The sequence below is a fragment of the Peptoniphilus grossensis ph5 genome (assembly GCF_000311825.1).
GTDB classification, from domain to species: Bacteria; Bacillota; Clostridia; order Tissierellales; family Peptoniphilaceae; genus Peptoniphilus_A; species Peptoniphilus_A hominis.
Genome location: NZ_HE978567.1, coordinates 585,846 through 593,936, shown reverse-complemented (window position 1 = coordinate 593,936; position 8,091 = coordinate 585,846). Strand labels below are relative to the sequence as shown.

At 35.9% G+C, this 8,091-nt stretch carries 4 protein-coding genes; all 4 read left to right on the top strand.

What is annotated here, in order from left to right; genetic code table 11:
• Positions 1–429 precede the first annotated feature (429 nt).
• Complete coding sequence (locus HGPG_RS07100) at positions 430–2,190, top strand: copper amine oxidase N-terminal domain-containing protein (protein ID WP_019125371.1); 1,761 nt, start codon at positions 430–432, stop codon at positions 2,188–2,190.
• Positions 2,191–2,417: 227 nt separating this feature from the next.
• Positions 2,418–4,946 (top strand): ribonucleoside-diphosphate reductase subunit alpha, encoded by a 2,529-nt coding sequence (locus HGPG_RS07095; RefSeq protein WP_019125370.1) that lies wholly within the window; start codon positions 2,418–2,420, stop codon positions 4,944–4,946.
• A gap of 18 nt (positions 4,947–4,964) precedes the next feature.
• A complete protein-coding gene (locus tag HGPG_RS07090; protein ID WP_019125369.1) occupies positions 4,965–6,005 on the top strand; it encodes a ribonucleotide-diphosphate reductase subunit beta in 1,041 nt (346 codons plus the stop codon).
• Positions 6,006–6,096: 91 nt separating this feature from the next.
• Positions 6,097–7,941 (top strand): ATP-dependent zinc metalloprotease FtsH, encoded by a 1,845-nt coding sequence (gene ftsH / locus HGPG_RS07085; RefSeq protein WP_019125368.1) that lies wholly within the window; start codon positions 6,097–6,099, stop codon positions 7,939–7,941.
• The last annotated feature ends 150 nt before the right edge of the window (positions 7,942–8,091 follow it).

The window sequence follows — 8,091 nt, the reverse complement described above, 5'->3', positions numbered from 1 at the left end:
TTCTTGTTTAGTTATGATTTGTAAAATTTTTTTAACTTTACATGCCAGTCTTTCTTTTGTTTTTATTTGGAAAATAAAATTAAAGGCTTGACAAATTTATTTGCCGGGGCTATAGTGTGGATATAAAGTATATACACTTTGAGATTTGTTTTACTTTTAAAAAGCTTTCGATTAAAAAATTTTTATGAATTGCAAATTTAACGGCGACACAAAAAAATTTGATGCCTAGTAAAAACAAAGGCGACACAAAAAATTTGCTAAGCTTTAATTTTAAAGTCACCACAAAATTTTAAAATTTATTAATTTTTTAAGCAAATTTCACGCAAATAATGTTAAGAATTTTTCCAAGGTTCTATGGTTTTTTGTAATAAGTTTTTAATTTGAAATGCTTTTTGATTTGTAATACAATGAAAAAAATAGGAGGTATTTATGAAAAAGAAAATTTTAGCTATTTTACTTGTACTTGTAGCTGCCATTACTCTTGGCGCTTGCAGTGCAAACACGACATCTTACCTAGACTCAGCCCAAAAGGTTGCAGACTGGAAGGGCTCAAAAGTTTCAGGAAAGCTTGAATACAATGTTGAAGTTAAGGATCCTGAAAGTGGAGAAACTGAAAAAATTAATTTCCCTGTGACTCTTACTGGCGAACAAATGGGAAGAGACAAGGCTCATGTTGTTATGAACATGGACTTCTCAAAGTTCAAAGAACTCATTGCTAAAAAGGCTGGTTCTGACGAAGAAATTGCAGGGCTTAACAAAGATGTGCCTGACAAAATTAAAATGGATATCTTTGTAAAAGACAACGAAGTTATTATGTCAAAGGACATCTTCGCCCTAGCTGGAGATGGACTTAAGGACATCAAGGAAGACTACATCTCAATTGCCAATGAAGAAAATGGTCTTTCACCAAAGGCTACTAAATATTTTAGCTCTGAAGAATTTAAAACTGATTTATTAGATTTAATGAACACTGCTTCTAAGGATATTAAGCAAGGAATTGACTACAAGGTTGAAGGCAACACTTACACACTAAACACTACAAGTGATGCTGTTATTGACGAATTCATCAAATATGCTGATAGCATTATGAAAAATTGGGACGCTGTTTCAACAAGTGCTCTTAAAATTGTTGACAAGGCTGGTCTTCCATTAGGTGAAGAAGAAAAGAAATCTTTCAAAGAACTTAACAAAGAATACAAGGCAGAAGATTTAAAGGAAGCTGCCAAGGGATTCAAAGAAACAATTAAGGGATCAAGCCTTTCTGAAAAAACTACTTTCGAAGAAAATAAATGCAAACAAGAACTTGCTCTTACATTTAACTTTGCTGATTTCGTAAAAGTTTCTGTTAAGGGAAATGTTGATACTCTTAAGGACGAAAATGTAAAAATTAACTTCCCAACTTCAGTTAAGAAATTAACTACAGAAGAGTATATGAAGTTAATAATGCCAGAAATGAATGCAAACTTTGTTACTGTTAGGGTAAATGGAGAAGACATCACTTTTGATGATATGGAGGCTCTTCCACAAATCATCAATGACAGAACTATGCTTGGAGCTCGTACTTTCTACGAAAAAATCGGCGCTAAAGTTGATTGGAATGGAAAGGACAAGGCTGTAACAGTTACTAAGGGTAGTGACAAGATTGTCCTTACAATTGGTGCTAACAAAGCTCTTGTAAATGGCAAAGAAGTTGCCCTTGATTCACCTGCAACTATTATTAAAGACAGAACTTACATCCCAGTAAGATTTGTTTCAGAAGCTTTTGGTTACAAGGTTAAATACGACAAAAACGAAGGAATGCCAATAGTTGACATCTTTAACATCACTGAAAAAGAACTTGCAGACAAGCTTCTTCAAATTGAAAAAGAAGAAAATTATAAGATGATTGCTTCTATGAAGTCTGACCTTAAAGACGAAGAAGTTGTAAAAACTTTAAAGGACCTTTATGAAGGTGAAGAGCTTGATAAAATTCTTGCAGCAAAGGCTGACCTTGACAAAAATCCTGAACTTTTAAAGAAATACCAAGACCTAGTTAAAAAGGAAATGGAAGAAGCTTTAGGTTCCGACAAGGAAGAAGCAAAAGAAGCTGACAAGAAGGAAGATAAAGAAGTTAAAGAAGAAAAAGTTGCTGAAAAGACAGAAAAATCTGCAGAAAAAGCAGCAAAAATTTTATTCTCAGTAATTAAATAAGTTTAAAGAAAAAATTATCCCAAGGGCACAGGCTCTTGGGATTTTTTTATGTAATTTTCCTCTTATAATTCTTATGTTGAGAAAATATTTCTCATGTTTAGAAAAATTTTTCATGGAAACAAAATTTTTTATATTTCAGAATTAGACTACTTATAAACTATTCTTTATGATAATATATAGTAGTATTTAATATGATATTATAAAAAATTATACTATATGGGGGATTCATGAAAATATTAAAAAGAGACAAGAGAGAGGTTACTTTTGACCATTTGAAGATAAAAAATGCCATTGAGAAGGCCTTTGATTCTGTAGGTAAGGTTTACGATGACAAGGTCATAAATAATTATGCTCTCGACATCAAAGATAGGCTTTTGGAAAATTATGATCCCAAGAATCCTCCCACTGTTGAGGAAATTCAGGATCTAGTTGAGCTAAAGCTAATCGACGAAAAGGAAATCGAAGTTGTAAAGGCCTACATCCTTTACAGAAATAGACATTCTGAAGAAAGACAAATTTTGGACAAGTTTGCTAATTTTATTACAGACGAAAATGTCCTCAAGATTTTAAAGTTTGTCAGAAAAAATTACGACCCAAAGAAATACGAGCTGGAAAATTTATACAAGAAGTTTGAATCTTTTGTGAAAAAGGATCAAAGTCAAGATGCCTATCTTTCTGAAATCATAAAGGCTGCCAGTGAACTAACTGACAAGGACTCACCTAAATGGGAGTTTATCGCTGCCCTATTTTTAAATTATGATTTGGAAAAGAAAATCGCAGAAAATTTGCGCGACATCAATATAAATAATTTCTACGAAAAAATTAAATTTTTAACTGAAAAAAATCTCTACGGAAAATATATTTTGGAAAATTATTCTCGCGAAGAAATTTTAGAGCTTGAAAATTATATTGATAATTCAAGAAATCAGCTTTTAAATTATTCTGGCTTAGACCTTTTAATTAAGAGATATGTCATAAGAAGTCATGACGGCAGGTTTGTGGAAAGCATCCAAGAGATGTTCATGGGCATAGCCATGCACCTTGCCATACCTGAAAAAAATAAAATTTACTGGGCAAAGAAATTTTACGACATCTATTCCACGCTTAAGGTCACAGTTGCAACTCCAACTATGTCCAATGCGAGAAAGCCTTACAACCAGCTTTCTTCTTGCTTTATCGACACAGTGCCAGACACTTTAAAGGGGATTTATCGCTCTATTGATAATTTTGCACAAATCTCAAAGCACGGTGGCGGCATGGGACTTTACTTTGGCAAGGTTCGTGCAACTGGCTCAGACATAAGGGGCTTTAAGGGTGTTGCTGGCGGCGTTATCAGGTGGATTAAACTTGCCAATGATACTGCTGTCGCTGTTGACCAATTAGGAGTTCGCCAAGGCTCTATTGCCTGCTATTTAGATGCTTGGCACAAGGACATTCCAGAATTTTTACAACTTAGGACCAATAATGGCGACGACAGAATGAAGGCACATGACATCTTCCCTGCCATTTGCTATCCAAATTTATTCTTTGAACTTGCAGAAAAGGACATCAACGCTACTTGGTATATGTTTGACCCTCACGAAGTTTTGGAAAAGAAGGGTTACTCCCTTGAAGACTTTTACGGCAAGGAATGGGAAGAAAAATATAGAGAATGTATTGCAGATAAATCTATATCCCGTCGTGAAATGTCAGTAAAGGACTTAGTGAGACTTATTATAAAATCTCTTACAGAAACGGGGACTCCTTTTGCCTTTTACAGGGACAATGTCAATGAAATGAACCCAAATAAGCACAAGGGCATGATTTATTCTTCCAACCTTTGCACAGAGATCATGCAAAATATGTCTGCCATAGAAACTCTTGACACAAGTATAGAAACTATTGAGGGTGAAGAAATTATTGTCACAAAGACAAGACCTGGCGACTTTGTTGTATGTAACCTTGCTTCCCTTGTCCTTGGCAATATTGATTTACAAGATGATGAGGGCTTAAGGGACATTGTTGCCACAACAGTAAGGGCCCTTGACAATGTAATCGACTTAAATTACTATCCAATACCTTATGCCAAGGTAACAAATAGGAAGTACAGGTCCATTGGGCTTGGCACATCTGGTTATCATCACGCCCTTGTAAAAGCTGGTATGGCATTTTCTGATATAGAAGACCACTTGAAGTGGGCAGATGATGTTTATGAGAGAATAAATTATCATGCCATCACTGCCTCTATGGAAATTGCCAAGGAAAAGGGCTCCTACGACTTCTTTGAAGGCTCTGATTGGCAAAGTGGCGAGTATTTTGACCTTAGGGACTACAAGGACGACAAGTGGAATAAACTTAGGGAAGATGTAAAAAATTATGGGCTTAGAAATGGTTATATAATGGCAATAGCTCCAACAGGTTCAACTTCAATTATATCTGCAACTACTGCTGGCGTTGACCCAGTTATGAATAGGTACTTCTTGGAAGAAAAGAAGGGCTCAATCCTACCTAGAGTTGCTCCAGATTTGACTCCACAAACTTTTTGGCTTTATGAAAATGCTCACGAGCTAGACCAAAATTTTGTAATTGAAGCTGCTGCCATTCGTCAAAGGCACATTGACCAGTCTCAATCAATTAATTTTTATATAACTACAGACTTTACAATGAGAAAAATTTTAAATCTCTACATCAAGGCCGCTAAGGAAAAGATAAAGTCAGTTTATTATGTTAGAAGTAAGTCGCTAGAAGTTGAAGATTGCGACTACTGTGCGTCATAAATTATAAGAGGAGGAATTATGAAACTTTCAAAGAGAGGTCTCTTTAACGAAAAGGGAGACATTGAAACATCTAAGAGAAGAGTTATTAACGGAAACACAACAAACTTAAATGATTTTAACAACCTTAAGTATAGCTGGACAAGTGACTGGTATCGCCAAGCCATGAATAATTTTTGGATACCGGAAGAAATTAATCTTTCACAGGATGTAAAAGACTATAGGCTTTTAGATGTCCATGAAAAGACTGCCTACGACAAAATTTTGTCTTTTCTAATTTATCTTGATTCACTACAAACTGCACAAATTCCAAAACTTCAATCCTATGTAACGGCAAATGAAATAAATTTGTGCCTATCAATCCAAGGTTATCAAGAGTCCATTCACTCTCAATCTTACTCTTATATTCTTGACACAATTTGTTCACCAGAAGAGAGAGAAGAAATTCTCTACCAATACAAGGACGATGAAGTTCTCTTAAAGAGAAATAAATTTATTGGCGACCAATACCAAGATTTTTATGAAGACGAAAATATTGACAACTTCATGAAGGCTCTTATTGCAAATTATATTTTGGAAGGAATTTATTTTTACTCAGGCTTCTCTTTCTTCTACAATCTTGGCAGAATGGGCAAGATGCCTGGCACAGTTTCTGAAATAAGATATATCAACAGAGACGAGAACACTCACCTTTGGCTCTTTAGAAGTATTATTCTTGAAATGAAAAAGGAAAATCCAGAAATATTTACTGATGAAAATATAAAAAGATATAAAGAAATGCTTAAAAAAGGTGTTGAAGAAGAAATCTCTTGGGGTAAGTATGTCATAGGCGATGAAATTAGAGGTCTAAATGAAAAAATGATCGAAGACTACATTATGTATCTAGGCAACTTGCGTTCAAGGAATTTAGGTTTCGGAAATCTATTTGAAGAAAACACTGAAGAGCCTGAATCTATGAAGTGGGTCAGCGAATACTCCGATCCAAATCAAATTAAGACAGACTTTTTTGAAGCAAAGCCATCTGCTTATTCAAAATCTTCTGTAATCGAAGACGACCTTTAATAGCAATAAATTTTAGCCGGATCTTGTATCCGGTTTTTTAATTAAAATTTTAGGCTACATAATTCATCCCAATATAATTAGGAGGATAATGATGGAAGATAGAGACAATAATAATAAGAGACCACAGTATAATTTGCTGAGATATTATTTAGTTGTCATCTTGGCAGTTTTTGCACTTAACTGGTTGATTCTTCCCATGCTTTCACAAAACAGCATGGAGAACGCAGCCTATTCCGACTTTAGAAGAAATTTGAGCCAGGGAAAAATTGAGGAAGTAAACTTTAGACAGGACCAAATTCTTTACACCCTAAAGGATGAAAAGAAAATTTACAAGACTGGAAAGATGGAAGACCCAGACCTTGTTAAAGATTTGGAAGAAAAAGATGTAAAATACTCTTCAGAAATTCCTGAAAAGCCAAGTTTATTTATGTCCTTTATAATGACTTGGGGAATTCCAATTTTGTTATTTTTCTTTTTACAAAGAGCCTTTGCCAAGAAAATGGCAGGCATGACTGGTGGTCCTGGAGGAATTTTTGGCGGCGGAAAGAAAATTGAAAAGTACGAACCCAATGGCGAAACTGTAAACTTTGACGATGTGGCAGGTCAAGAGGAGGCAGAGGAATCTCTCGTTGAAATTGTTGACTACCTAAAAAATCCTGGGAAGTACACAAAGATTGGGGCAAAGTGTCCAAAGGGAGCCCTACTTGTTGGACCTCCGGGAACTGGTAAGACCCTACTTGCCAGGGCAGTTGCTGGCGAAAGCCATGTGCCTTTCTTCTCCATAGCAGGTTCTGAATTTGTGGAAATGTTCGTTGGTCGTGGAGCTGCAAGAGTGAGAGAACTTTTTGAAGAAGCGAAGAAAAATGCTCCTTGCATTATTTTTATCGACGAAATCGACACAATTGGAAAGAAGAGAGACTCAGCAGGAATTTCTGGCAACGACGAGAGAGAGCAAACTCTAAACCAACTTTTGACTGAGATGGATGGTTTTGACGGCAACATTGGCATAGTAATGCTTGCAGCAACAAATAGACCAGAAATTTTAGACCCAGCCCTACTAAGACCAGGAAGATTTGATAGACAAATCAGAGTTGAACTTCCAACACTAAAGGACAGAATTGAAATATTAAAGGTTCACGCCAAGAGATATCAAATGGAAGATGACATTGACTATTCACTTATTGCAAGGTCAACTGCCGGTGCATCTGGTGCCCAACTTGCAAATATTTTAAACGAAGGCGCCCTTCGTGCAGTTAGAATGGGTCACGACAAGGTTCGTCAAGAGGACATTCAAGAGTCCATAGAAGTTGTAATTGCAGGCGCACAAAGAAAGCAAGACATCTTATCTCCAGAAGAAAAGAAGAGGGTATCCTACCATGAAATTGGTCACGCCCTTGTTGCTGCCCTTCAAACTGGCTCTGAACCTGTGGAAAAAATTACAATTATACCAAGGACTTCAGGAGCCCTTGGCTACACTATGCAGGTACCAAAGGATGAAAAAAATCTTTACACAAGAGAAGATCTTATAAACCACATCACGACACTTTGTGGTGGTCGTGCAGCAGAAGAAGTTATCTTTAACGAAGTCTCAACTGGCGCTGCCAACGACATTGAAAAGGCGACAGAAACTGCCAGGGCAATGATAACTCAATATGGCATGGCTGACGAGTTTGGCATGGTTAAGTTCCAAGACTCTGGCTCAAGATACATGGGCGACAATGGAAACATGAACTGCTCTGAAGAAACGCGAAAAGAAATTGACGACTTAATGGTTAAAATCGTCAAGAGCGCCCAAGAAAATGCAAGAAAATTAATTGCAGACAACAGAGATGCCATGAAAGAACTGGCAGAGTTCTTGCTTGAAGAAGAAACCATAACTGGCAAGCAGTTTATGGAAATTTTATCAAAATATAAAATTTTTGATGAGGAAAAATAATTTGATTAAGAAAAAAGGCTCTATGTCAAATATTGGGGAGACTCGTTAACTCGAGTCTCTCTTTTCATTTAAAAATCAATACTTAGACGCTAATAGAATATACAAAAACTAAAATAACTAAAAAATTACTAAAAATAGGTATAGACAAAA

Coding starts and splice junctions, on each gene's coding strand:
- HGPG_RS07100 (WP_019125371.1), top strand. CDS start 430: ATGAAAAAGAAAATTTTAGCTATTTTACTTGTACTTGTAGCTGCCATT.
- HGPG_RS07095 (WP_019125370.1), top strand. CDS start 2,418: ATGAAAATATTAAAAAGAGACAAGAGAGAGGTTACTTTTGACCATTTG.
- HGPG_RS07090 (WP_019125369.1), top strand. CDS start 4,965: ATGAAACTTTCAAAGAGAGGTCTCTTTAACGAAAAGGGAGACATTGAA.
- ftsH (WP_019125368.1), top strand. CDS start 6,097: ATGGAAGATAGAGACAATAATAATAAGAGACCACAGTATAATTTGCTG.